The following is a 23634-nucleotide window of genomic DNA, read 5'->3' on the forward strand; positions in this document are numbered from 1 at the left end:
TCGATCGTCAGGGGAGAAACGCATCATCCAGGGCGGAACCAGATCGGTAAATATCCGTCAAGGGTAGATAGGTGAGGCTTCCGGTGCCGGGTGATGGGATGCGGTCAGTGCGCGACGGTCCACGGCGGGGTCCAGGTGCCGGGGGCGCCGTGGTCGGCGGTGGAGCTGGTGAGGTGGGCGCGGAGGGTGGGGAGGGCAGGGTGGGGGTTGGCGCGGTGCCAGAGGAGGGAGTGGGGGTAGACGGGGGTCGGGCCGGTGATCGGGATGAGGCGCAGGTCGTGGGAGGCGGGCCAGATGAGGCGGGTGCGGGCGCCCATGAAGGTGGCGAGGGTCGGGGTGTCGGCGATGGTGTCGAGGAGGGCGTCGGAGCCGAAGTTGGGGCCGGTCGCCTCGATGGCGATGCCGAACTCGGCGACCAGGGCGTCGTAGTAGGCGGCCCATTCCGTGCCGGGGGCGATGCCGGGCATCCAGATACGGTGGTCGGCGAGCTCGGCGACGCGCACCGAGTGGGCGCCCGCGAGGGCGTGGCCGGGGCCCACGAGGAGTTGGAGCGGCTCGTCGATGACGCGGACCGAATCGATGTCGTCGGGGAGGGGGCGTCCCGGTGCGCCGACGGCGCGGAAGGACGCGTCGAGGGCGCCGGAGCGCAGGGCGGCGACGGCGGTCTCGATCTCGAAGAGCATCAGGATGTCCAGGTCGATCCCGGGGTGCGCGCCGTGGAAGCCGCGCATCAGACCGGACGCCGCGCTGCGCGAGGTGAGCACGTCGACGCGGAGCGGCCGGCTGCCGGGGCGCACGGACGCGACCGCGCGCTCGGCGACGCGCAGCAACTCGCGGGCGTGGGGGAGGAGCGCCCGCCCATCGATGGTGAGTTCCGCGCCGTGCGGGGTGCGCGTGAACAGCCGGACGCCAAGGTCGCGTTCCAGCACCGAGACGCGCTTGGAGACCGCCTGCTGGCTGACGGACAGGTCGGCGGCGGCCTTCTGGAACTGGCCGGTCTCGGCGACCGCGGCGAAGGTGCGTACTGCTTCGAGGTCCACGCCGATTCACCTTAGTGAACAACCAGCAGTTGTGGAGTAGCGGCATGATGGTTGTTTGACCTTCTATTCTGTCTCCAGATTGGCTCTTCTTGGACAATGACTGATTGTGTAGAGGAGCGCACGTGGTGGGCAGGAGACGGCTGGGGCGGCGGTTCGGGTGGCTGTGGGCGGCGTACGCGGTGAGCGCGTACGGGTCGGGGCTGGGGTTCGGGGCGCTGCCGCTCGTCGCGGTGCTGGTGCTGCACGCGGGGCCCGCCGAGGTGTCCGCGCTGTCGGCGGTGGGGCCCGCGGTGGGCGCGCTGATCGCGGCGCCTCTCGCGCCCTGGGTGGAGTTCCGCCGCAAGCGCCCGGTCATGATCGCGATGGATCTGGTGCGGTTCGCGGCGATGGCGACGATCCCCGTCGCGTACGCGTTCGGCCGGCTCGGCTTCGTCCAGTTGCTCGCGGTGTCGATCGCGGTCGCCGCGGCCAAGATCGCGTTCGGTGCGGCGTCCGGTGCCTTCCTCAAGTCGCTCGTCCGGCCGGCCGACCTGCTCGTCGCGAACGCCCGCTTCGAGTCGACGAACTGGAGTTCCATCGCGGTCGGGCCGCCGCTGGGCGGGGCCGCGATCGGCCTGTTCGGCCCGGTCGTCACCGTGGCGGCCGACGCGTTCAGCTACCTGCTCTCCGCGCTGGCCGTCACCGCGATCGGCGGCCGGGAGGACGCGCCGCGACGGACCGGTGAGGACGCCGTCCGAGCGTTCGGCGTGTTCGACGGTTGGCGTTACCTCTTCCGCCATTCCACGCTTCGGGCGCTCTACCTCAACAACATGCTCGTCTCCGGTCTGATCATGGCCACCGAGCCGGTGCTCGCCGTGCTCCTGCTCCGCGAACTCGGCTTCACGCCCTGGCAGTACGGCCTCGCCTTCGCCGCCCCCTGCCTCGGCGGCCTCGTCGGATCCCGGCTGGCCGGGCGCGTCGTGGCCCGCCACGGCAGGGACCGCGTGTTCCGGACGGTCGGCACGCTGCGCGCCGTCTGGCTGATCGGCCTGGCCTTCGTCGGCCCCGGCACGGCGGGCCTCGTCACCGTGATCGCGATCGAGCTGGCGATCATCGTCAACATGAGTCTGTACACCCCGGTCCTGGCCGCCTACCGGCTCGAACAGACCCCGCAGCATCTCCTCGCGCGCACCCTGACGGCCTGGTCGATCGGCCAGCAGGCGGCCATCGCCGTCCTGACCGCGCTCACCGGCCTGCTCGCCCACGCCACAAGCCCGCGCACCGCCCTCGCCACCGCGGGCGTCCTCATCCTGGCCACCCCCTTCCTGCTTCCCCGCCCCGCCCCGGCCCCGCGACCCGAGCCGATGACCACCCGCTCCAGTTCGACCGAACCTCGTTGAGCCTTCCCGCGGAGGAACGAAGCCCGCCGCGGAGAGTCCCCGCCCGGATAAAGTGGGCACCCAGTGCACGACCGGTGAAGCCGGCCCTCCCGCCCGGCGCACACGCGGAGGTCCCATGCACATGCTCACGGCACTTCTCCAGACCCTTCCGGCCGAACCTTCCGACGACTCCGTCCGCCCCGAGTTCCTGGTCCTGGGCGGACTCGGCGTCCTCCTCCTCGTCGTGATCGTCATCGCCCTGTACCGCAGCTCGGCCTTCCTCCCGCATGACCCCGACGCCCCCGACCGCGAGTGGCCCGACTGAGGACGCGCGGCTGCGGGCCCGGACGAGAGGTGGGACCGGACTCGTCTGCCACGGGGCGCGGTCGCTCTGTCGGCTCGGGTGCCTATGCTTGGGGGGTGACCGGGAGAGCGGGGCGGGGTGCGGAGTTGCGGGCGGACGCCGCGCGCAACCGGGCGCGGATCCTGCGGATAGCGCGCGAGCAGTTGGCCGCCGGGGACAACTCGCTGCATCTGAACGCCATCGCCAGGCTCGCCGAGGTGGGCGTCGGGACGGTCTACCGCCACTTCCCCAACCGGCATGCGCTGGTCGAGGCGCTCTCGGCCGAACGCTTCGGGGAACTCGTCGATCAGGCGCGGTCCGCCGCCGACACCGAAGACGCGCTCGTCGGCCTGAGCCGTCTGCTGCGCTTCGCGCTCGACCGCGCGCTGGACGATCCGGACTTCGCGGCGGTGCTGGAGTCCGCCGGCGATGCCGGGGCGCAGACCTCCGAGATGAAGGCCGAACTCGACCAGGCGCTCGCGGTCCTGCTGGAACGGGCCCGCCTGGCCGGCGCGATCCGGAGCGAGATCGACGCGGACGACGTGCGCCGCCTCCTGTGCGGCGCGGCCCATGCCGTGCGCTCCGGCGACGGCGAACGCCGCGAACTCTACCTCGACGTCCTGCTGGCGGGCCTGCGCCCGGCGCGCTGACGTCCCGGAGCCCTTCGGCTCTCCCCTCTTCGCCTAAGCGGATAGCTATCCGCTTGTGCTAGCGTGCCCTCATTGAAACGGATAACTATCCGCTTCGTCGGAGACGGTGAGGGGAAAGCCATGAGCGGGCGAGCAGTGGTGACGGCGGGGACCGGCGGGATCGGCCTGGAGACGGCGAAGGGACTCGCGCGGCGCGGGTTCGCCGTCACCGTGGTCGGCCGCGACGCCGAGCGCGGGGCACGCGCCGTCGAGGAGATCGCGGCGATCGCGACCGGAGCCGCGCCGCGGTTCGAGGCCGCCGACCTCGCCTCGCTCGACGAGGTGCGGGCGCTGGCCGCGGTTCTGGCGGCGGAAGGACCGCTGGAGGTGCTCGTCAACAACGTCGGGGCGATGTCCGCCGAACTGCGGCGGACCGTCGACGGCGTCGAGGCGTCGTTCGCCGTCAACCACCTCTCGCCCTATCTGCTGACCGAACTGCTGGTCGACCGGCTCAAGGAAGGCGCCCCCAGCCGGATCGTCAACGTCACCTCCGGCGCGATCAAGGTCGCCAAGCGCGGCTTCGAAGCAGTGGAACCGCCCGGCGGCTACTACGCGTTCCACTGGTACGGCCGCGCCAAGCTCGCCAACCTCGCCTACACCGTGCACCTGGCCGAGCGCCTGCGCGGCACCGGCGTCACGGTCTTCGCGGCGGACCCGGGCGGCGCCGCCACCGGCATGACCAACGGCACCATGACCTCGCCGAAGATCGTCTCACCGCCGCTGCGCCTGCTGTGGCCGCTGGTGCGCCGGACCTTCGAACGCTCCACTTCAGGCCCCGCGTCCGAAGCCGCGCGCTCGTCGGTCTTCGCGGCCACCGACCCTTCGCTGAGCGGCAGCACCGGCGTGCTCATCGGAGCGGAGGCCCGGCCCGTTCCCATGGTCCGCGCCGCCGCCGACCCCCTCACCGTCCACCAGGTCCTCACCCTCAGCCGACGGCTCGCGCCCCTGGGGTGACGATCCGGCTCGACGCCTCAGCGGGTCGCGCGGTCGCGGGCGCGCGTCCACATCTGGAGGTAGGCCTCGGGGCCGTTGGCCACGTCGTCGAGCATCGCCGGAGGCGCCGTCTCGCGGAGGTCTTCGAGCCAGTCGGGCAGGAGGCCGTAGTTGGCGACGCCTTCGGTGTTGTAATCCCAGGTGCGGACGCCGGTGGTGAGGCGGTCGAAGGTGACGGACGGGTCGAAGAACGAGGTGAACGGGTAGGTGACGGCGGAGCCGGGGCGCGGGCCGGGGAGGCTGGCGAAGCCGTTGGCGTCCAGGCCCACGCCGTAGCCGAACAGGTGGCCGGGGTCGGCGGCGGCCCTCAGCGTGCGCCAGTAGTTCACGGCGCTGTCGGGGCGGGGCTGGATCTGGGTGGCCATGCCGCCGAGCCGGTAGACGCGCGGCAGGAAGGAGGGATGCGTCCAGTTGTGAGAGGAGATGACGCCGCCGTAGCCGATCTCCTCAAGGACGTCGAGCGTCTGATCCGCGGCTTTGGCGCTCATATGGTCGATCTCCACGATCAGGCCGCGCTCGGCCATGCCGCGGAGCGTGTACTCGCCGAGAGCGGTCAGCCCGTACCTGTTGCAGTGCGGGCCCTCGGGATAGTTGGGCAGACCCTTCAGGGGGACGTCCAGCCACGTGCCGAGGGGCGCGGGCAGCGACCGCGCCGACATGAGGGTGTTGTCGGGTGGCCCGGTACAGGGCTCGACCTGCCAGAACCGTCCGGTGCTGAGGAGGTTGCCGGCGTTGACGAGGAGCCCGGCGGTGCCGCCGTCGAACCGCACCCCGCACAGCGCGTTGTCGAACTTGTGGCACAGGAACATGCTGGACACGCCCAGCGCCCTGATCTCGTCGAGTCCCCGGTCGATCTTCGCCCTCGTGCACTTGGGGACACCGAGGAACACGCCGCAGCCGAACGGCTCGGAAACCTCCATACCGGTGACGACCGCGAGCTTGCCCTGCGCGATGACTGCGCGGGCCTGCTCCGGCGAGGTGACGAGACGGAACCAGCCCTTGCCGGGGCCGCCGTTCAGGTCGTCGATGTAGGCCTGCATCTCGCGGGCGCGCCGCATCTCCAGGCGGACGGTCGCCATCTCGTCGCAGTCGTTCAGCTTGAGCGGGTAGACGTCGCACAGGATGCGGTTGGCGACGAGCTGGTCGACCAGGACGCGCAGCCCGCCGCGCCAGGCCCGCTCCAGCCACGCGTGGTAGACCATCTGGTGCGTCTGGGAGTCGTGGGCGGGCCAGTAGCTGAACGTCGGGTAACCGTCGGTGGCGTGCGTGCCGGTGGCGGTGCCGTGCGCGAAGAAGTTCTCGATGACGGCGTACTGCCCGTTCGGCCCGTGGTCGGGACAGTCCCGCAGCGCCTCCTCGATCCCGTCCGGATCGAACGGCTTCCCGCAGATGATCCGCCCGCCCATGTCCTCGTGCCCTTCGACATGCGTGTGCGCGTCCAACAACCCCCGCACCGGCCCGTCCACCACGACCGCCGCCCCGCCCCCACCCCCCGCGGCCCGAGCCGGCACGCCGAAGAGCCCCCACACCGCGACCCCCACGACGACGATCGCCCAAAACCGCCACGTCCTCCACATAACGTGAGAGTAATTCGCCTTGCCCCCCATGAGAGGACCCAAAACCAGCCGCCCCCGCGGACGTCGGTGCGGTCGGCGGGCCGGCCGATGCCCGGGCCTGCCGCCGGGATCCAGCCGAGCGCCGCGCGGTTCCTTGCGCATAATCGACAGGGGCCCTGCCGCCGGAGCGGGCTCAGGGGAGGAAGAATCTGTGAGTCGGTCTGGGCGGCGTCCGGTGTTCGCTCGTTGGTATGCGCGGGCGAGTCTTGGGATGGAGCGGGGGGTCGGGCGGTATCGGGGGGCGCTGCTGAGGGGGCTGGGTGGGGACGTCATCGAGGTGGGGGCGGGGAACGGGCTCAACTTCGCGCACTATCCGGCGGGTGTCGCGCGGGTGCTGGCCGTTGAGCCGGAGCCGCATCTGCGGGGGATCGCGGTCGGGAACGCCGCACGTGCGCCCGTTCCCGTCACCGTCGTGGACGGGCTCGCCGACCGGCTGCCCGCCGCCGACGGGGCGTTCGACGCCGTGGTGGCCTCGCTGGTCCTGTGCACGGTGCCGGACGTGGGCGCGGCCCTCGCTGAAATGGTCAGGGTTCTGGCGCCCGGCGGGCAACTGCGGTTCCTGGAGCACGTCCGCTCGCCGAACCCCGGTGCCGCCCGCGTTCAGCGCGTGTTGGACGCGACCTTGTGGCCGCGGATGGCAGGCGGCTGCCATTGCGCCCGCGACACCCTCGGCGCCTTGCGGGAGGCCGGGTTCACCGTCGACCGGGTCACCCACCTGACCGCGAAGGACACCTCGATGCCCTTCCCCGCGTCTCCCCAGATCCTCGGCGTCGCCACCCGTCCCGGCTAGCCTTCCGCGGGCCTGGGGGAGGGGAGGCGCGTCGCGCGCCTCCCCTCCGGGGGTCAGCAGTACTGGGCCTGCTTGTTGATGATGCGGTAGGGGCAGTCGGCGTATTCCATCAGGCGGAGGACCGCCTCGCGGTTGATGGACGTCTGCGGGACGATCTGCTCGTCGGGCGGGTAGAAGCCGCCGCCGCTGCCGTTCGCGCCGGGATACATCTCGAAGGTGTAGTTGAAGATCTTCTGGTTGCCCCACAGCCAGTCGTTGATGGAGCCGTCGGTGATGTAGAGGTCGGAGGACTGCTCGGGGGTGTAGCCGTTGGTGGCGGCGAGGTTCTGCCCGAGGGCGGCGTGGGCGTCGCGGTCGTCCTGGGTGAGGCCCGCGCCGGTGTCGGACGTGGTGTAGCCGTACGGCCAGAGGACGAGCTTGCTGTAGGTGTGGAAGTCGATGGCGGTCTTGATCTGCTGCACGCCTCCGACGACGCGGCCGCGCACGAAGTCGGCGACCTTCTTCACCTCGGGGGCCGACTCCGCCGACGGGCCGCGGTAGGTGATGGCGCTGGTGCTGCCGGACGAGCCGCCGCAGCAGCCCCAGTTGTAGGCCCAGTTCCGGTTCAGGTCGGTGCCGATGTTGGAGCTGCCGGTGTTCGGCTGCCGGTTCTTGCGCCAGCTGCGGTAGACGCCGGTGGCGATGTCGTACTCGCCGCCGTCGGGGTTGAGGTCGGGCAGCAGCCAGATCTCACGGCTGTTCACGAGCCCGGTGATCCGGGAGTCGGTCCCGTAGTTGTCGAGGAGCTGGTGCAGCGTGTAGAGGGCCATCTCGACGGTGAGGTGCTCGCGCGCATGCTGGTGATGGGTGAACATCACTTCGGGCTCGGCCTCGTCGGTCGCGACGTTGTCGCTGATCTTCAGCAGGATGATGTCGCGGCCCTGGTAGGAGGTGCCGACGCTCAGCTTCTGCACGATCGTCGGGTGCGCCGCCACCAGCGTGTTGATCTCCGCCGTCATCTCGGCGTAATTGTGGTAGGTCGCGTCGGCGGTGGGGAAGTCGAACGTCGTGATGTCGCTCGAAGGCTTGGGGCCGCCCGCGTCCGGGCCGGGGCCGGGCAGCTCGGTCACGGTGTATCCGAGCTTCTTGATGGCCTTGAGCTCGCTCTTCCCGGCGGTCACGATGACGTGGTCGGTGAGCACGCCGTCGATCGAGGCGCCGGTGTTCGCGATCTGGGTGCGCTGGGCCGCTGTGCTGGGCCCCTGGACCTTGTACTGCGCCTCGGCGCCGGATGCGGCGCCCGCGGTGGTGCTCCCGGTCATCGCGATGCCGATGACGAGGAGAAGGAAAGTGAGTGCTGCGCCAAGCCTGCGTCTGGTCAACGCGGGTTCCTCCTGGGGGGTCTCGGAGGTGGATCACCTCACGAGAAAGTTTCACTTCGATCCCGCCCATCCGGTGAGCTTCTTTCACGTCCGCCTCCGGCCGTGGCCTGACCAGGCGAACGAGGTTTCCCCGCACATGAAGAAGGGCCGCACGGCGATAAGCCGTGCGGCCCTTCCCTCAGGTCGTGCGCTTCGTCGTCCGTCGGCGCGGGTGGAGCTCGGTCAGTCGGCGCCGAACTCCATGGCGGCGCGGTCGAGGGGCTGCTCGGCCAGCGGGGGGTTGCCGTCGGAGGCGATGGCCTCGGCGGAGCCCTCGGGCAGGGTGCCGATCAGGCCGTTGGGGCCCGCGGCGGCGGCGCCGATCAGCGCCTGGTGGGCGTTGCCGACCAGGCCGAGACCGGCGTACTGGTCCAGCTTGGCGCGGGAGTCGGCGATGTCGAGGTTGCGCATGGTGAGCTGGCCGATGCGGTCCAGCGGCCCGAACGCCGGGTCGGAGGTGCGCTCCATGGACAGCTTGTCCGGGTGGTAGCTGAGCGCCGGCCCGGAGGTGTTGAGGATCGTGTAGTCCTCGCCGCGGCGCAGCCGCAGGGTGACCTCGCCGGTGACCGCGGTGCCGACCCAGCGCTGCAGCGACTCGCGCAGCATCAGCGCCTGGGGGTCGAACCAGCGGCCCTCGTACATCAGCCTGCCGAGCCGCCGCCCCTCGGCGTAGTAGGAGCTCAGCGTGTCCTCGTTGTGGATCGCGTTGATCAGCCGCTCGTAGGCCGCGTGCAGCAGCGCCATGCCGGGCGCCTCGTAGATGCCGCGGCTCTTGGCCTCGATGATCCGGTTCTCGATCTGGTCGGACATGCCGAGGCCGTGGCGGCCGCCGATGGCGTTGGCCTCCAGCACCAGCTCGACCGCGGAGTCGAACTTGCGGCCGTTGATCGTGATCGGTCGGCCGTGCTCGAAGCCGATCGTGACGTCCTCGGGGGCGATCTCGACGGCGGGGTCCCAGAACCGGACGCCCATGATCGGCTCGACGATCTCGATGCCCGTGTCGAGGTGCTCCAGGGCCTTGGCCTCGTGGGTGGCGCCCCAGATATTGGCGTCGGTGGAGTACGCCTTCTCCACGCTGTCCCGGTAAGGCAGGTCGTGCGCGAGCAGCCACTGCGACATCTCCTTGCGGCCGCCGAGCTCCCCGACGAAGTCCGCGTCCAGCCACGGCTTGTAGATCCGCAGGGCGGGGTTGGCCAGCAGGCCGTAGCGGTAGAACCGCTCGATGTCGTTGCCCTTGTAGGTGGACCCGTCGCCCCAGATCTGCACGCCGTCCTCGAGCATCGCGCGGACCAGCAGGGTGCCGGTGACGGCGCGGCCGAGGGGGGTGGTGTTGAAGTAGGCCCGGCCGCCGGACCTGATGTGGAACGCCCCGCAGGCCAGGGCCGCCAGGCCCTCCTCGACGAGGGCGGTCCGGCAGTCGACCAGCCGGGCGATCTCCGCGCCGTACTGCTTGGCGCGGCCGGGCACCGAGCCGATGTCGGGCTCGTCGTACTGGCCGATGTCGGCGGTGTAGGTGCAGGGCACGGCGCCCTTGTCGCGCATCCACGCGACGGCCACGGAGGTGTCGAGGCCCCCGGAGAAGGCGATTCCGACGCGCTCGCCGGCGGGCAGGGAGGTCAGTACTTTGGACACGGCTTGATTATGCACCTCAATGAATTTTCATGCAACGTGACGGTCTGGACAGGACCTTGTCACCGTCCGCGTCCGTCCGCGTCAGCAGCAGCCCGAGGACGGGCGGGAGTCGGTGCGCAGCCGCCAGAACCGCTTCTCCGACAGGACGGGCTCGCCCGGATGGGCGACCGCGCGATGCGCCAGGTACCGCTCGTAGGCGCTGTCGCCGGTGAACTCCCGGAGCAGCCGCCACAAGGAGCGGAGCCACGGCGCCGCGCGGCGCAGGGCGGCTCGGGCGATCATGGCTCGGACGATCATGGCTCGGACTTCATGCGCTCGCGCTCGGCGCGGGTCGGGATCAGCCCGGACGGCGCCCACCGCTGGGAGGGGACGTAGGGGTCCTCGGTCGTGGTCGACGTGCGGCGGTGCAGCGCGGTGATCCAGACGCGGATCGCGTCGAGGAGGATCACGAGGACCACGAGCGCGAAGAACGCCGCGAGGACCCCGTCGACCGTCGAGTTCAGGACGACCTGCTCCATCGCCGCCGTGGACTTCGCGTTGCCGAGCGAGGTCCTGCCCGCGTCGAGGGCGTCCCGGTAGAGGTCGCGCTGGGCGAAGAAGCCGATCCGCGGGTCGCTGGAGAAGACCTTCTGCCAGGACGCGGTGAGGGTCACCGCGACGTCCCAGGCGAGCGGCACCAGCGTCACCCACGCGTAGCGGGCGCGGCCCGTCTTGATGAGCAGCGTCGTGCAGACGATGAGGGCGATGGCGGCGAGGAGCTGGTTGGCGATGCCGAACAGCGGAAAGAGCTGGTTGATGCCGCCGAGCGGGTCTTTGACGCCCGCCCACAGGAACCACCCCCAGGCGCCGACGACGACCGCGCTCGACAGGTACACGCCCGGCTTCCAACTGACGTCGCCGAACCGCTTCCACACGTTGCCGACGGTGTCCTGGAGCATGAACCTGCCGATCCGGGTGCCCGCGTCGACCGTCGTCAGGATGAACAGGGCCTCGAACATGACCGCGAAGTGGTACCAGAACGCCTTGGAGCCGACGACCGACGCGAAGATGTCGGCGATCCCGACCGCGAGGGTGGGGGCCCCGCCCGTCCGGGCGACGAGGGTGCTCTCCCCGACGGACTCGGCGGCCCCCGCGAGCTGCTCGGGCGTGATCGTGAACCCGAGGCCCGCGACGGCCTGGGACGCCGACTCCAGGGTCGGGCCGAGCGCGGAGGCCGGCATGTTCATCGCGAAGTACAGTCCCGGGTCGATGACGCACGCGGCGATCAGGGCCATCACCGCGACGAAGGACTCGGTGAGCATGCCGCCGTACCCGATGACGCGGACCTGGGACTCCTTCTCCAGCAGCTTCGGGGTGGTGCCGCTGGACACCAGGGCGTGGAAGCCGGACAGCGCGCCGCACGCGATCGTGATGAAGACGAACGGGAACAGCGCGCCGGCCACGACCGGGCCGTCGCCCGTCCAGGCGAACGACGTGAACGCCTCGGTCCGCAGATCCGGCCGGGCCAGCAGGATGCCGGCCGCGAGCATCGCCACGACGCCGATCTTCATGAACGCGCTCAGGTAGTCGCGTGGCGCGAGCAGCATCCACACCGGCAGCACCGAGGCGACGAAGCCGTATCCGATGAGGGCGAGGGTGAGCGTCTCGGGGGACCAGGTGAACGCCGAGGCCCACCCGGACTCGGCGACCCGACTCCCTGCGGCCACCGCCAGGACGAGCAGCGCCGCGCCCGCGCACGAGGTCTGAAGGACCCTGCCGTAGCCCACGTAGCGCAGGTAGCAGCCCATGAGCAGGGCGATGGGGAGGGTCATCGTGATGGAGAAGGCGCCCCATGGCGAGTGCGCCAGCGCGTTCACCACGACGAGGGCCAGCACCGCCAGCAGGATCACCATGATGGCCAGCGCGCCGACGAGCGCGGCGACCCCGCCGACGGGGCCGATCTCGTCCCGCGCCAGCTGGCCGAGGCTGCGGCCGCTGCGCCGCATCGAGAAGAACAGCACCACGAGGTCCTGGACGGCCCCGGCGAAGACGACGCCGACGATGATCCACAGGGTTCCCGGCAGGTACCCCCACTGCGCGGCGAGGACCGGCCCGACCAGTGGCCCCGCCCCCGCGATCGCCGCGAAGTGGTGCCCGAACAGCACCCGCCGGTCCGTCGGATGGAAGTCGATCCCGTTGTTCCTCAGCTCGGCCGGCGTGGCTCGCGCGTCATCCGGCCGCAGCACCCGATAGGTGAGGAACCGGGCATAGAACCGGTAGGCGATCGCATACGAGGCGACGGCCGCGAACAGGATCCACGCGGCCGACACCCTCTCCCCTCGCGCCAGCGCCAGCACCGCCCACGCCGCGGCCCCGACCGCGGCCACCAGAACCCAGACGGCCGTCTCCCGCCAAGCCTTTCCCGACCGAACCTTCGCCGACCGAACCTTCGCCGACCGGACCTTTTCCGACCGGACCTTTTCCGACCAGGCATTCCCCCGCACCGCGCACCTCCCCGAGCCATGCCACCCGCCCTCATGAGATCACAGCAAGTGATGCGCGCGTGACGCGTTTCGCTCGCCCTGTGGATAACCGCTCGGGGCGTCCGGGGCCGGGCGAGACCGTTCCGTGTATGTCGGTGCCCGTCGCTACCGTGCTGCGCGGGACGCCCGGTCGCGAGACGTGCCTTCCCCCGGCGGCAGGAGAGAGCAATGGCAGTGTGGGACGAGCTGGAGGCCCTGCTTCGGGCCAGGGACCGGCGCAAGGCGGTGCAGGTCACCGAACGCGTGCTCGGCCTCGACGACCGGGGCCGCAGAGAGGCGGCCAGCGCGCTTCCCGGTTTCCTGCGGTCGCTGCGGCTGGACTCCTGGGGAGGCGACTGCCGGGCCGGGGCGTTGAAGACGGCGGGCGCGGGCTGCCTGGGCGGGGCCGCGGCGACCGCGGCCTGGCTGACCCGGCGCGACCTGCGCCAGTGGGACGACGGCGCCGCCGAGGTGTCCGCGTCGGTGCTGAAGGTGCTGGCGCGTCGGCCGCGGGCGTGGCGGCTCGACCTCGCGGCCCGGTTGGCGGCGCGGCTGCGGTTCGGCGAGATCACCGCGTGGGGCGACCGCACCACGTGGGACATCGTGGCCGGCCTGCTGCGCGAAGAGGCGGAGGCGCCCCCGACGGGCGACGCGTTCGTCGCGGGCTGGCTGCTGTGGCGCGAGAACTCGCGGGCGGCGGACGACCCCTTCTTCGCGACCCTCGCACCCGCCCTGTTCGAGGTGGACGGCATGGGCCCGCTTCTCACGGAGAAGGCGCCCGTCCCCGAGCCCGGGACCGGCGAGGGGGAGCGCGCCCTGAACCTCGCCGAGGAACTCGTCGGAGGGCTCGACCGGGCGTTCCTGCTGGACGCCTGCGTGCGGAGGTTCCTGCGGGGAGGCGACACCCGGGGACTCGCCTGGTTCGTCAGGCTGCACGAGCGGCTCGCGCCGACCGCCGAGGAGTCGGCCGCCCGGGTGCGCGACTATGTGCGGCTGCTGCCCACCGCGGTGCCGTCGGTCGCCGCGGCGGCCTTCGCGCAGGTGCGGGCAGTGGACGCCGCGGAGCCTTTGGCGCCCGCGATCGTCGCCGAGGTCGGGCACGCGATGCTGTTCCGGCCTGAGCGCAAATTCCTCACCGAGACCCTCGGCTGGCTCGACAGGACCGCCCGCGGCCGCGCGGGCACAGTCGTCGCGTTGGCCGCCGCCGCCTTCGCGGTGGACCACGCCGACACCCGCGAACGCGCGGTGCGCCTGGCCGTCAAGTACGCCCCGGCCGCCGACCCGTTGACGGCCGAGGCGGTGCGCGGCGCGGCCGCGGAACTCACCGGCCCGCTCCGGGCGAAGATCGTCGCGGCGTACGGCGGCGCGGCCGAGCCCGTCGCCGCGCAGACCCCCGTCCTGCATCCGGTGGCGCCCCGCGAACTCGATCCGCCGATCGACTCGCCCGCCGAACTCGTCGCGGAGCTGTCTTCCTACCTGCACGCGTTCCGCGAGGAGCCCTGGCAGGAACACGAGCGACTGCTCCAGGGGCTCGTCGTGCACGGTCCCGCGGCCCGCGGGGCACTCGCCGAGTGGAAGCGCCCCTGGGCTCTGGAAGACCGGTACGCCGAACACCTTCCGCACCTGCACATCGTCGTCTGCCTGCTGCTGGCCGACCGTGCGGAGCCCGTTCGGCGGAGGCTGGTCGAGCGGGCCGAGCAGAGGGACGAGCCGGCTCCCGCGAAGCTGCTCCGCCTGCGCTGCCTGGAGGCCGCCGGGCACTTCGGCGAGCCCGCCCTCCTCGCGACGCCCACGGAGCCGACCGGCCACGTGGATCCCGAGGTGTTCGCCGCGCGGCTGCGGCTGCTGGAGGAGGCGGGCGCGGAACCGGGCGAGCACGACCTGGCGCAGGCCCTGCTGCGGCTGCCGCGCGGCATCTCCGAGGGGGCCATGCCGGCCGGGTCGGGCTCTCCCGCCGCCGCCGCGGCACGGTCGTGGATCGCGTCCGGCGGGTTCGCCGACCCCTGCCTGGAGTACGCGGTGGTGCGGCTGCCGCGAGAGGTCTCCCCGTGGGCGCCTCCACCGCGGGTCGCCGAGGCCGCCAGGCTGAGCGTGGTGGGCGAGTGCCGCTCCGAAGTGGCTTGGGCGGGCCTACTCGCCTCGTTCACCGGAAGTGAGGTGAAGAAGCGGATCCTCGGCAGGCCCACGCAGCGGTGGGCGTCGGTGCTGCCCTCGCACCGCGAACTCGTGGCGGCGCACCTCCTCGCCCAGGCGCCCGCCTGGCCGGAGTGGCGGCACGGCCAGGGCGACACCGTCCTCGCGCTCGCCGACGCGACGGGCCCCACCGGCCGCGCCACCGCCGCGGTCCTCCTCCTCGCCCTGGCCTCCTCCCACGCCGCCGACCGCGCCGCGGCCCTCGACGCGCTGCTCTCCTTCGCCGCCCAAGACGCGCTCCCCGCCTCGGACATGGGCGACCTCCTCGCGGAACTGACCCTGTCTGCCGACATCGTCCTGTCCAGAGTCGTCAAGTCCTTGGCCGAAGCCCAACGCGCAGGCGCCCACCTCTGGCCCCTGTACGCCGCCGCCCTACCCCGCATCCTTCCCGAAACCGGCCCCACCCCACCGGGCCTGGGCCCCCTGCTGGCCCTCGCCGCCGACACCGCCGAACACCACGGCATCCGCACCCCGATCCCCGAACTCACCCCCTGGACCGCCACCCCCCGCACCTCCCGCACCGCCAAGGAAGCCCACCGCCTCCACAAGACCCTCACCACCCCCTGACCGCCGACGCGAGCCAACGCCGGTCACGGCAGGCGTTGACAGAAAGCCCGAACAGCGAGAGCCGACATGAAAAGACGATCCCAGGGTGCGGAGCCTTGAGCGGTCCTCCCCGGGGCGGAACCCGGTGGCGGGAAGGTCGCTCGGTACGGCGTCGAGCCGAGCGCGGAGCCCGTCCGGCTGTTCAGCGCGCAGCGGAGTCCGGACGGCGCGGTCGCCGACGCGGAGGCCGTCAGGGGGTGGGGTGGAGGTAGGGGGTGAGGAGGTCGTGGATGAGGGAGAGGGCGGTGGGTTCGGGGAGGCCCTCTTCGATCATGCGGCCGGTGCGGAGGACGAGGGCGTGGAGGAGGTCGGCGGTCTCCTCGGGGTGGGCCGCGCCGTGGGCGGTGAGGGCGGCGACGAGGGGGGTGCGGAGGCCTTCGTGGAGGGCGCCGCTGGAGCGCATGACGAGTTCGCTGTCGGCGAGGGTCGCCAGGGCCTGGACGATCGCGTGCTCGCCCGTCGCCACGAGGTGGAGGTTGGCGTCCACGTAGGCGAGGATCCTGGCGCCGTCGCCGTCGGCCTCGTCCATGCGGGCGTTCACGTAGGCCGTCCACTGCGGGAACATGTCCTCGATGAGGGCGGCGAGCAGCGCGTCGCGGGACTTGAAGTACTGGTAGACGCTGGAGCGCGCCAGCCCCGCCCGCTCGGCGACCGCCCCGAGGGCCGGCGGCTCCTTGCCGCCGGTCTCGGCGAGGATGGCCCGCGCCGCGTCCAGGAGGGCACGGCGCCGCCGGGCGCGGTGCTCGGCCACGGTGGCCGCCTGGATCTTCGGCACGGGGCTCCTCTCATTCGGCGCGCTTCAGGCTCCCGTCCATCATCTCGTAGACGGTGTCGCAGTGCGCAAGGACGTCCAGGTCGTGCGTCACCATGAGCGCGGCGACGCCCCGGGCGCGCGTCTCGCGGGCGAGCAGCGCGACGACGTCGTGGCTGCGGGCCCGGTCGAGCGCCGCGGTCGGCTCGTCGGCGAGGACGAGGCTGGGCGCGGTCACCAGGGCGCGGGCGATGCCGACGCGCTGGCGTTCGCCGCCGGACAGCCGGTCGGGCCGCCGGTCGGTCTTGCCGGCCAGCCCGAGGTCGGCGAGCAGCTCCCGGGCGTCGGGGCGCGGGCCGCGACCGGCTCCCCAGCGGGCGGGGAGCTCCAGCTGCTCGGCCGCGGTGAGCGCCGGGATGAGGTTGCCGGACTGGAACACGAACCCGATCTCCTCGCGGCGCAGCCGTGCCCGTGCCCGTCGCGATCCGGCGAGCAGGTCGCGGCCCGCGACCGTCACCGTCCCGGACGTCGGCGTGGTGAGGCCGCCCGCGACGGCCAGCAGGCTCGACTTGCCCGCGCCCGAAGGGCCGACGACGGCGGCGAACTCGCCGGGCGCGACCGTGAGGTCCACCTCGTCGAGTGCCTGGACGTGGTCCTCGCCGTCGCCGAGCAGCAGGGACACGCCCCGCATGACGAGTCCGGTGCCTTGTGCCGCGCTCATCGTGCTCCTCCCAGTGCGTTCAGCGGGTCGACGGAGGCGATGCGGACGACGGCGAGCAGCGCGCCCACCGTGCCGAGCACGACGAGCAGGCCCGCCGCGCCCGCGACGGAGCCGGCCGCCAACCGGAACGGGACGCCGCTCCCGTCCATGAAGGCCCCGAGCCCCACCCCGGCCGCGACGCCCAGCGCGACGAACGCGACGAGCAGGATGACGGCCTGGGCGAGCGCGTCGCGCAGGAGGTAACGGGTGGGGGCGCCCATCGCGCGCATCACGGCGATCTCCTGCCTGCGCTGGATCGTCAGGACGGTGAAGAAGGCGCCGACGACGAGCGCGGAGATCGCGTAGAGGAACACCTCGATGAGCAGGAGCGTCGAGGTCTCGGCGCTGTAGCCGGGGGAGGCGGCGAAGGACTCCCGGAGGGTGAGGCTCTCGGTGCCCGCGGCCCGGTCGGCGGCGGCGAGGTCCGCGCCGGGGCCGCGCACCGCGATCGCCGTGGCCTGCGTGTAAACGCGCGGGGCGGCTTGCTCGCCGGGGCGGACACCGGCCTGGACCTCCTGCCAGGCGCGCAGCGGGAGGTAGGCGACGTCGACGTGGCCGAAGGTGTGCTGGGCGTCGAGGACGCCGACGATCTTCAGACGGGTGCCGATCCGGTCCAGGGTGACGGTGTCGCCGAGCGCGAGGCCGTCCTCCAGCGCGGTGGGGCTGACGACGATGCCGTCGGCGGCGCCGAGCCCCGCGCCGCGTGCCGGCCGCGGGGCGAGGAACGAGCCGGCCTCGACGCCGAACAGCGCGAAGTCGATCTCGACGCCGCCGTCGCTCTCGGCGTTGGCGAGGGACAGCCCGAACGGCGCGGCGTCGGCGACCCCTTCCCGTCCGGCCCACACCTTGGAGTCGGCCGTGTCGACGACGCTGCGGGTGAAGGCCGCGTCGTGCTGCACCCCCTCCTCGAAGGCGAACGACGTGACGGGCAGCCGCTTCAGGCCGGACACCCCGTCGTCGACGAGGCCGTCGGCGAGCCCGGACAGCAGCACCATCAGCGCCGCGATGAGCGCCACCACGGCGCCCACGAGCCCGAAACGCGCCCGGGCGTAGCGCAATTCACGCAGAGCTAGGAACATCTGCGGCTCCCGGCTCTCTCAAGTCTTATCGACAACATGTCGGAATGATACCGACACTGTGTCGGGAACTTTCCCGGGGTCGGCGAACCTGGCGATCGCCTAGGCTTGAGGCGTGCCGGAGCTGATCCCCCCCGACGTCCGGATGTACGCCGCCTGGCTCGACGCCCACCTGGAGTGGGGGCCGGGCGCGCACGAGGACGGCTTCGGCCTCGGCCCGGACGACGAGGTCGGCTCGCCGGAGGGCTTCGCGGCGTGGGTGGCGCGGCTGGACGCCTCGGCCATCACCCACCGGTGGATCGTCGCCGACGGTCGTGTGCTCGGCGGGATCGCGCTGCGCGCCGACAGCGACCCGCGCGCCGCGCTCCTCGGCCACATCGGCTTCGGCGTCCGCCCGTCCGCACGCCGCCGCGGCCTCGCCGCCTGGGCGCTGAGCCGGATGCTCGACGAGGCCCGCGCGCTCGGCATGCGTCGGGTGCTCCTGGTCTGCGAGCCCGGCAACACCGCCTCCGCGAAAACGATCGAGCGGGGCGGCGGCGTCCTCGAACCGGGCTCCGCCGCGGACGTGCGCCGCTACCTCATCGACCTCTGACTACCGCAGCATCTGGTCGACGAGGGTGTGGAGGTGCGCGCGGAAGCGGGCGACGGACCTTGGCCCGGCCCGGTCCGCGGCGCCGGGCAGGCCCGCCAGGGTGAAGGCCTGGATGATCCACGTGACGGACCAGATCATCAGCTCGGGATCGACGCCGTCGTCGAACAGCGCGGAGAACGCCTCCAGCGACGCGTTCGTCTGCGGGACGACGAACTCGGTCTCCAGTTCCCGCAGGTCCGCCGCGTCGTTCATCCGGCGCTGGGTCCACAGGGCGGCGTGCTCGGGGTGCTCCAGGGAGAAGTCGATGTACCCGTCGATGAACCTGTGGGCCCCTTCCCGGTCCACCCCGCCCTCGGTGTAGGCGCGCAGCAACCGCCACTCGGCAGCCTGCAGCCGCCGGAACACCTCGACGTACAGGGTCCGCCGGTCCCCGAACTCCCGCCGCACCTCCTCGACCGGCACCCCCGCGGTCTCCGCGATCAGCGCGCTGTCGGTCTGGTCGTATCCCAGCACGGCGAACAGCCGGGTCGCCGCCCCGACGATCCGATCCCGCGACGTCTCTTCCATCCGCCCCCTCTGACCCTCCTTCCCACCGAAGGTCACGCCCGCCCCACTCCTCCCCCCTTTCCTCCTCGCGGATCGACGGGTCCCCAGGGCCTGGGCGGAGAGGGGAGTCAGGGCGCGGCGAGCAAGAGATCAGGTGGGGGAGAGGACCGCTATGTCGCCTTGGGCCACGGCGCAGAGGGCGGGGGTGGAGTCCGGGGGGAGGGTGAAGATCTCGCAGCGGGTGACTATGCGGGTGCGCCCGGCGCGGACGACTCTGCCTTCGGCGCGGAGGGTGCCGGTGACGGCGGGGCGCAGGTAGTCGATGGTGAAGCCTGAGGTGAGGACGTTGCCGCCGACTTCGGCGCCGGCGGCGAACGTCAGGGCGTTGTCGGCGAGGTAGCTGAGCAGGCCGCCGTGGACGAGGCCGTTCTGCTGGCGGTGGTCGTCGCGGATGTCGAGTTCGAGCACCGCCTCGCCGTCGCCGAACGCGACGATCCGGGTGCCGATGAGCTTGCTGAACGGCTGTGCGGCGAGCACTGACTCGGCGAACGCCATCGGGTCCATGGGCCTGCCCTCCCGTTTTCACTTCACTAGTGAAGTGAGGATATGCGACGGGCCGCCGCGTCTGTCAAGATCCCGGTATGCCCGCACCGGACGACCGCCTGTACTTCCTCCTCCAGCGCGCCGCCCACCGGCTGCGCACGGACGCCGACCGCCGCTGCAAGGACGCCGCGGGGATCACCACCGCGCAGCTCGGGGCCCTGTTCGCGGTGCACGACGAGCCTGGGATCACCCAGCAGGGCCTCGCCCGGGTCCTCGGCCTGCGCGAGTCGGCCGTCACCGCGCTCGTCGGCCGCCTCGAAGCCGCGGCCCTGCTCGCGCGCCGCCCCCACCCCGCCGAGCATCGCGCCGTCTCCCTGCACCTGACCGGCCAGGGCACCGCCGCGCTGGACGCCGCCCGCCCCACGATCGACGCCTTCAACGCCTCCCTCCGCGCCCTCTTGGGCGACACGGAGTTCCACCGGACCTCCGCGGCCCTCGCGGTCCTCGCCGAGGAGCCCCCCGCCTAAGCTCCGCGGTCAGTGCTCCAGGGCTTGGCGGAGGGCGAGGAAAGCGCGGCAGACGGCGCTGAACTCCCTGTTCTCGAGGAAGTCGTCGGCGGCGGTGGTGGTGAGGTTCGGGAAGGAGGCTGCGCCGGCGGTCTCGTCGTCGTACCAGGCGCAGATCATCTCGTCCGCGCGGACCGGGGAGTAGCCGCATTCGGCGACGCCGCCGAGGGGTCCGGGGTCCATGTCGGAGACGTGCCCCAGGTCGTCGTTCGTGTGGCCGCCGGACAGGCGGCCGATCAGGTCGTTGTAGACGTCGGGCAGGCGGACGTCGCCGCGCGGGGCGGCGTCGGTCTCGACGGCGATCACGGCGGTGAGCCGCGCCGTGCTCGCGTCCTCCGCGACCGACGGCAGTCGGTAGTACCCGGTGACCACCTTGGTGACGGTGCCCGGCAGGTCCCCGGTGAGGTGGTGCGGAGCGCGGCCGGGCACCTTGACGAGCCCGCCCGCCTCTTCGGAGAGGCCGACGGAGCGGTGCCCCGGCGCCGAGGTGGGCGTCTTCTCCTGGTACGGGGCGAGATCGCGGTAAGGCGATCCGCCGCATCCCGCGACGCACGACCCGCACAGCGCCAGGGCCACCGCGAGCCTCCTCCCGCCGAGCGCGCCGGTCCCTTCCCGCAGCAGCCGAATTCCCATGCGGTGATTCCAGCCCGCTCGAGCGCCCGGGAGCCAGGGACCGCAGTCCCGTCGATGCCCCGAACCGCGCGTCCTGGCGGCGATGGACGGAACTGTGGCGGAATACTGCGATAGGTGGCGGTATCCGGGTCGGACGGGTGCACGGAGGCGGGTTCATGTGGCGAATACCGGCAATCTGGCCGGTTCGGCTGGGACGTGGTCGATGCTGGCGCGAATTCGCCGCCACCACCGAGGGAGCGCACGTGCAGGCCACCGCCGATGTCGGTCATCCCGCGACCGACCCGAGCCGCAGGGACCGAGTCCTGCAGGCGGCAGTCCGGGCGGGGTTGATCGGCCCCGATCATCCCGCCGCCGGGTTCATCGACGTGGACGGCCTGCTGACCACCGTCGCCGATCTCAAGGCGGCCTTCGGGGACGTCCCCGTCCTGCACGCGTTCGCAGCGAAGTCCACGCCGCTCGTCCCGGTGCTGCGGCTGCTGGCAGATGCGGGTCTGGGCTGCGAGGTGGCGAGCCCCGGCGAGCTGGCCCTGGCCGTCGCCGCGGGCTTCGCGCCGGAGCGGATCGTGCTGGACTCGCCCGTCAAGACCCGGGCGGAACTGGTGCGTGCGCTGGCACTCGGGGTCGCCGTCAACGCCGACAACCTCGCCGAACTGGCGCGGATCGACGCGCTCCTCGCCGAGGCGCCGTCGGCGTCGACGCTCGGCCTGCGCCTCAACCCGCAGGTCGGCGCCGGTTCCATCGCCGCGATGAGCACCGCGTCGCAGACGTCCAAGTTCGGCGCCCCGCTCGCCGATCCCGGCGCCCGCCGAGCGGTCATCGACGCGTTCGACGCCTACCCGTGGCTGACCCGGCTGCACGTCCACGTCGGCTCCCAGGGCTGCCCGCCCGAGCTGATCACCGCAGGAGTCCGGGCCGCCTACGACCTCGCCGAGGAGATCAACGCGCTCGCCGGCACCCGCCGCGTCACCGGCCTCGACATCGGCGGAGGTCTCCCGGTCGACTTCGACGGGGAGACGATGTCCCCGACGCACGCCGACCACGTCTCCTGGCTGCGCGAGGGCGTCCCCGGGCTGTTCGACGGCCGCTACGAGCTCATCACCGAGTTCGGCCGCTCCCTCACCGCCAAGAACGGCTTCACCGTCGCCGTCGTCGAGTACGTCAAGGACGTCGGGGGCCGCCGCGTCGCCCTCACTCACGCGGGCGGCCACCTCGCGACCCGCACCGTCTTCATGCCCGAGTCATGGCCGCTGCGGATCGCGGCCCACACCGCGGAAGGACTCCGCAAGGACACCCCGGAGATCGGCCATGACGTGGCAGGCCCGCTGTGCTTCGCCGGAGACCTCGTCGCCCGGGACAGGCCGCTGCCCGAGCTCGAACCCGGCGACCTGATCACCCTACTGGACACCGGAGGCTACGCCTTCACCGCGCACTGGTCCTACAACAACGTCACCCGGCCCGCCGTTCATGGCTTCACCACCTCAGCGTCCGACGTCCGCTTCGCCACGATCCGCGAAGAACAGACCCTCGCCGAGATCCTCCTCGAATCCGGTGCCGACCACGCCGACGACCTGCTCGCCCTGGAGGCCTCCCCGTGGCGCTGACCCTCACGCCGCCCCCGACCATCCGCGGCCGGATCCAGCTGGGCGTCTCGGTCGTCCTCCTGGTCGTCTCCTTCGCCGCCGGGCTGACGGCCGAAGCCCCCACCAGTTGGGGGCTGCTGCCCATCGGCGTGTACGCGGCACTGGCCATCGGCGGCCTGAACCTCGTCGCGTCCACCGCCGTCGCCCTGCTGAGCGGACTCCTCCTGGCCCAACTGAGCCTCGTCGACACCGCGACGGCGCTCGGCAGCGCCTTCGGCGACTCGGTGTTCTTCATCGGCGTCCTGTGCGCGCTCGGCTCCGGGCTGGGCGAGGTCCTGCGCCGCACCGGCGGCGCGGCGCTCATCGTCCGGCGGGTCCTGCGGCTCTTCCCCGGCGACGGGTTGCTGGCCATCGCGCTCGGCCTCATGACGGCGGCCCTCGTCCTCGTCTTCTCACTCGGCACTCTCGCCGGGGCCCTGGCCGTCATCGCCCCGCTGGCCGTGCCGGTCGCCGCGCGGGCCGGGCTCACCCGCTCCACCGCGGCCACCGCGCTGTTCCTCGGCGCGGCGGGAGGGCTCGCCGTCGCGCCCTTCTCGCCGGCCAACATCGCGATCTTCGACGCGACGGGCCTGTCCTACCCGCGCTTCCTGCTCGTGTGCGGGCTGCCGCTGGCGATTCTCTCGTACGCGGTCGCCGTCCTCGTCCTGCCCCGCATCCAGCGCTCCAGCGGACGCGACGGAGGCGACGCCTACGACGCCGAACACGGACCGGGCGAAGCCGACGACCTGCCCGCGACCGCCGGACGCGCCGCCGTCGCCTTCAGCGCGGCCCTGGCCGTCGCCGTCGTCGCCGCCTCCGTCACCCGGGCAGGGGCGCTGTTCCCGATCGCCGCGCTGCCGATCATGACGATCGTCACCGTGGTCGCCGCCCGCGTACCCGCCCGCGAGGGACTCGCCGCCTTCTGGGACGGGTTCCGCCGCATGCTGGGCGTCGTCGCCCTGTTCTGGATGCTCGCGGTCCTGTTCGACCTCATCACCGTCCTGGACCCCTACGCCATCTTGATGGACGAGCTCAGCGGCCACCTCAACGGACTGTCCGCCTACGCCTTCGCCCTCGTCGTCGCCCTCCTCGGCTGGGTGGCGGTGCCCGGCGCGACCGCCGCCCAGATCGTGCTCATCCACCAGATCTTCGGCCCGCTGGGCGAGGCCGTCGGGCTTTCGTCCTCGGCCTGGGCCGTCGTGTTCATGTGGGGCTCCAAGGCCGACACCTACGGGCCGTTCCCCAACCCGAACCAGGTCGTCGCGCTCGGCGTCGCCCAGGCGACCCGGCTCCGCACGCTGCTGCTCGTCGGGTGGGCCGTCCTCATCCCCGGCGCCGTCATGTATGCGGCCATCCTCACCCTGCTGACCTGAGCCACGGAAAGATC

General features: G+C 72.3%; 22 protein-coding genes. 10 read left to right on the plus strand and 12 right to left on the minus strand.

What is annotated here, in order from left to right; translation table 11 throughout:
- Positions 1-104 precede the first annotated feature (104 nt).
- Entirely contained in the window at positions 105-1040 is a 936-nt protein-coding gene (locus ACYVOM_RS13345; RefSeq protein ID WP_460303633.1) for a LysR family transcriptional regulator, read from the minus strand.
- 122 nt (positions 1041-1162) lie between these two features.
- Between ACYVOM_RS13345 and ACYVOM_RS13350 the strand changes: the two genes are divergently transcribed.
- The 4 genes from ACYVOM_RS13350 (at position 1163) to ACYVOM_RS13365 (ending at position 4384) form a co-directional block, all read left to right on the plus strand.
- The gene (locus ACYVOM_RS13350; protein ID WP_460303634.1) at positions 1163-2419 is read left to right on the plus strand and encodes an MFS transporter; all 1257 of its coding nucleotides are present in this window, start codon (positions 1163-1165) and stop codon (positions 2417-2419) included.
- Between the two features lie 121 nt (positions 2420-2540).
- Positions 2541-2723, plus strand: a complete 183-nt coding sequence (locus tag ACYVOM_RS13355) for a hypothetical protein (protein WP_460303635.1) — start codon at positions 2541-2543, stop codon at positions 2721-2723.
- A 95-nt stretch (positions 2724-2818) separates the two neighbouring features.
- Positions 2819-3391, plus strand: a complete 573-nt coding sequence (locus ACYVOM_RS13360) for a TetR/AcrR family transcriptional regulator (protein WP_460303636.1) — start codon at positions 2819-2821, stop codon at positions 3389-3391.
- A gap of 120 nt (positions 3392-3511) precedes the next feature.
- Complete coding sequence (locus tag ACYVOM_RS13365; RefSeq protein WP_460303637.1) at positions 3512-4384, plus strand: SDR family NAD(P)-dependent oxidoreductase; 873 nt, start codon at positions 3512-3514, stop codon at positions 4382-4384.
- A gap of 17 nt (positions 4385-4401) precedes the next feature.
- On the opposite strand, the gene ACYVOM_RS13370 is transcribed toward ACYVOM_RS13365, so the two are convergent.
- Positions 4402-6000, minus strand: a complete 1599-nt coding sequence (locus ACYVOM_RS13370; RefSeq protein ID WP_460303638.1) for a Coagulation factor 5/8 type domain-containing protein — start codon at positions 5998-6000, stop codon at positions 4402-4404.
- 250 nt (positions 6001-6250) lie between these two features.
- Between ACYVOM_RS13370 and ACYVOM_RS13375 the strand changes: the two genes are divergently transcribed.
- Entirely contained in the window at positions 6251-6829 is a 579-nt protein-coding gene (locus ACYVOM_RS13375) for a class I SAM-dependent methyltransferase (RefSeq protein WP_460303639.1), read from the plus strand.
- A 53-nt stretch (positions 6830-6882) separates the two neighbouring features.
- Here the strand turns inward: ACYVOM_RS13375 and ACYVOM_RS13380 are convergent, their stop codons facing one another.
- The 4 genes from ACYVOM_RS13380 to ACYVOM_RS13395 all read right to left on the minus strand — a co-directional run bounded on the left by ACYVOM_RS13380 (position 6883) and on the right by ACYVOM_RS13395 (position 12227).
- Entirely contained in the window at positions 6883-8190 is a 1308-nt protein-coding gene (locus tag ACYVOM_RS13380) for a M14 family metallopeptidase (protein WP_460303640.1), read from the minus strand.
- Positions 8191-8412: 222 nt separating this feature from the next.
- Entirely contained in the window at positions 8413-9861 is a 1449-nt protein-coding gene (gene argG / locus ACYVOM_RS13385; RefSeq protein ID WP_460303641.1) for an argininosuccinate synthase, read from the minus strand.
- A gap of 81 nt (positions 9862-9942) precedes the next feature.
- The gene (locus ACYVOM_RS13390; RefSeq protein ID WP_460303642.1) at positions 9943-10143 is read right to left on the minus strand and encodes a YbdD/YjiX family protein; all 201 of its coding nucleotides are present in this window, start codon (positions 10141-10143) and stop codon (positions 9943-9945) included.
- Positions 10144-10154: 11 nt separating this feature from the next.
- Complete coding sequence (locus ACYVOM_RS13395) at positions 10155-12227, minus strand: carbon starvation CstA family protein (protein WP_460303643.1); 2073 nt, start codon at positions 12225-12227, stop codon at positions 10155-10157.
- A gap of 324 nt (positions 12228-12551) precedes the next feature.
- Between ACYVOM_RS13395 and ACYVOM_RS13400 the strand changes: the two genes are divergently transcribed.
- Entirely contained in the window at positions 12552-15122 is a 2571-nt protein-coding gene (locus tag ACYVOM_RS13400; protein ID WP_460303644.1) for a hypothetical protein, read from the plus strand.
- A gap of 229 nt (positions 15123-15351) precedes the next feature.
- On the opposite strand, the gene ACYVOM_RS13405 is transcribed toward ACYVOM_RS13400, so the two are convergent.
- The 3 genes from ACYVOM_RS13405 to ACYVOM_RS13415 are packed head-to-tail and all read right to left on the minus strand — an operon-like array spanning position 15352 to position 17751.
- Complete coding sequence (locus tag ACYVOM_RS13405; protein ID WP_460303645.1) at positions 15352-15936, minus strand: TetR/AcrR family transcriptional regulator; 585 nt, start codon at positions 15934-15936, stop codon at positions 15352-15354.
- Positions 15937-15946: 10 nt separating this feature from the next.
- Positions 15947-16633 (minus strand): ABC transporter ATP-binding protein, encoded by a 687-nt coding sequence (locus ACYVOM_RS13410; RefSeq protein WP_460303646.1) that lies wholly within the window; start codon positions 16631-16633, stop codon positions 15947-15949.
- A complete protein-coding gene (locus ACYVOM_RS13415) occupies positions 16630-17751 on the minus strand; it encodes an ABC transporter permease (protein ID WP_460303647.1) in 1122 nt (373 codons plus the stop codon). Before ACYVOM_RS13415 ends, ACYVOM_RS13410 begins: the two co-directional genes overlap by 4 nt.
- A 112-nt stretch (positions 17752-17863) precedes the next feature.
- Here ACYVOM_RS13415 and ACYVOM_RS13420 point away from each other — a divergent pair, with 112 nt between their 5' ends.
- The gene (locus ACYVOM_RS13420) at positions 17864-18340 is read left to right on the plus strand and encodes a GNAT family N-acetyltransferase (protein ID WP_460303648.1); all 477 of its coding nucleotides are present in this window, start codon (positions 17864-17866) and stop codon (positions 18338-18340) included.
- On the opposite strand, the gene ACYVOM_RS13425 is transcribed toward ACYVOM_RS13420, so the two are convergent.
- Together ACYVOM_RS13425 and ACYVOM_RS13430 are read right to left on the minus strand one after the other, a co-directional pair.
- Complete coding sequence (locus tag ACYVOM_RS13425) at positions 18341-18907, minus strand: TetR/AcrR family transcriptional regulator (protein ID WP_460303649.1); 567 nt, start codon at positions 18905-18907, stop codon at positions 18341-18343.
- Positions 18908-19036: 129 nt separating this feature from the next.
- Entirely contained in the window at positions 19037-19450 is a 414-nt protein-coding gene (locus tag ACYVOM_RS13430) for a PaaI family thioesterase (RefSeq protein WP_460303650.1), read from the minus strand.
- A 77-nt stretch (positions 19451-19527) separates the two neighbouring features.
- Here ACYVOM_RS13430 and ACYVOM_RS13435 point away from each other — a divergent pair, with 77 nt between their 5' ends.
- Positions 19528-19956, plus strand: a complete 429-nt coding sequence (locus ACYVOM_RS13435; protein WP_460303651.1) for a MarR family winged helix-turn-helix transcriptional regulator — start codon at positions 19528-19530, stop codon at positions 19954-19956.
- A 9-nt stretch (positions 19957-19965) separates the two neighbouring features.
- On the opposite strand, the gene ACYVOM_RS13440 is transcribed toward ACYVOM_RS13435, so the two are convergent.
- Positions 19966-20628 (minus strand): hypothetical protein, encoded by a 663-nt coding sequence (locus ACYVOM_RS13440; protein WP_460303652.1) that lies wholly within the window; start codon positions 20626-20628, stop codon positions 19966-19968.
- A gap of 242 nt (positions 20629-20870) precedes the next feature.
- Here ACYVOM_RS13440 and ACYVOM_RS13445 point away from each other — a divergent pair, with 242 nt between their 5' ends.
- Positions 20871-22229, plus strand: a complete 1359-nt coding sequence (locus ACYVOM_RS13445; protein ID WP_460303653.1) for a type III PLP-dependent enzyme domain-containing protein — start codon at positions 20871-20873, stop codon at positions 22227-22229.
- Complete coding sequence (locus ACYVOM_RS13450; protein WP_460303654.1) at positions 22220-23620, plus strand: Na+/H+ antiporter NhaC family protein; 1401 nt, start codon at positions 22220-22222, stop codon at positions 23618-23620. The genes ACYVOM_RS13445 and ACYVOM_RS13450 overlap by 10 nt, the downstream gene beginning before the upstream one ends.
- Positions 23621-23634: the final 14 nt, after the last annotated feature.

Source organism: Actinocorallia aurea (assembly GCF_054783995.1).